This is a genomic window from Pseudomonas moraviensis subsp. stanleyae, assembly GCF_036283065.1.
In the GTDB taxonomy this organism is placed as follows: Bacteria; Pseudomonadota; Gammaproteobacteria; order Pseudomonadales; family Pseudomonadaceae; genus Aquipseudomonas; species Aquipseudomonas stanleyae.
In genome coordinates this window covers 1-970 of sequence record NZ_JAADJI010000032.1, presented here as the reverse complement: position 1 = coordinate 970, position 970 = coordinate 1, and the positions used below count along the sequence as shown (strand labels likewise).

Annotated in this window: 1 protein-coding gene; it reads right to left on the bottom strand. The window is 62.3% G+C overall.

All coding sequences use genetic code 11. The annotated features are described in order from the left end of the window. Nucleotides 1-970 (bottom strand): type VI secretion system tip protein TssI/VgrG (gene tssI, locus GXB78_RS27970; protein WP_329517855.1); only part of this gene is annotated, 970 nt, incomplete at both ends.

Sequence of the window (970 nt, the reverse complement as noted above, 5' to 3'; positions counted from 1 at the left end):
CAGCGTGATAGTGAATCTCGGTCCCGGCCTCAACAAAATGCCCAGTCCCAACCTTCACATGCTGCGTCACACCCACCGTCAGGTGATCATCCGCGCGCATTTCGCTGATCCGGTCCAGATGGGTGATTCGGTGCTCTTCGACCTTGAACTCGCTCAACACGTTGGCTTCAACAGTGTCATGCCGTTCGTTGCCGACGCGGATTTTCTGGTCGTGTTCGATGTTTTCGTCCCAGTCGCGCTGGGCGTGGATGTAGATCTGTTCGGCGCCTTTCTTGTCTTCGATGCGGAATTCGTTGTAGCCCTTGCCGCCCGGGGAGCTGAGGGTTTTGAAGGTGCTGCGGGTCTTGTTGGCCGGCAGGTCGTAGGGGACGACGTTTTCCTTGTGGTACAGGCAGCCGGTGACGAGGGGCTGGTCGGGGTCGCCTTCGAGGAAGGTGACGAGGACTTCCATGCCGATGCGGGGGATGGCGATGCCGCCGTAGGCGCTGCCGGCCCAGCCGCTGGCGACGCGCATCCAGCAGGTGGTTTTGTCGTCGGACTGGCCGTCGCGGTCCCAGTGGAATTGCACCTTGATGCGGCCGTACTGATCGCAATGGATTTCTTCACCAGGCGGCCCCGTGACGACGGCGGTCTGGCTGCCGAGGACTTTCGGTTTCGGGTGTTCGAGGGCAGGGCGGTAGTGCGCGTCCCACGGGGTGGCGAGGAAGCTGTTGCGGTAGCCCTGGTGGAAATCGCTTTTGTTGTCGGTGACGTCGCTGGTGACGTTCTCGCCGAGCACTTGCGGTTGTTTGCCTTCGTGGAAGACTTCCAGCAGCAGCCACAGGTCGTTCCACTCGGCGCGCGGGTGTTCGGCGAGGGTGAGGAAATGGCCGCTGGTGAGGGTCGGTTCGTCACCTTTGCCTTCGGCGAGTTTGTAGTCGCTGCGATGGCGCTCCAGGGCGCGGGTCGAGAGGAACTTGCCGCGCTCGCG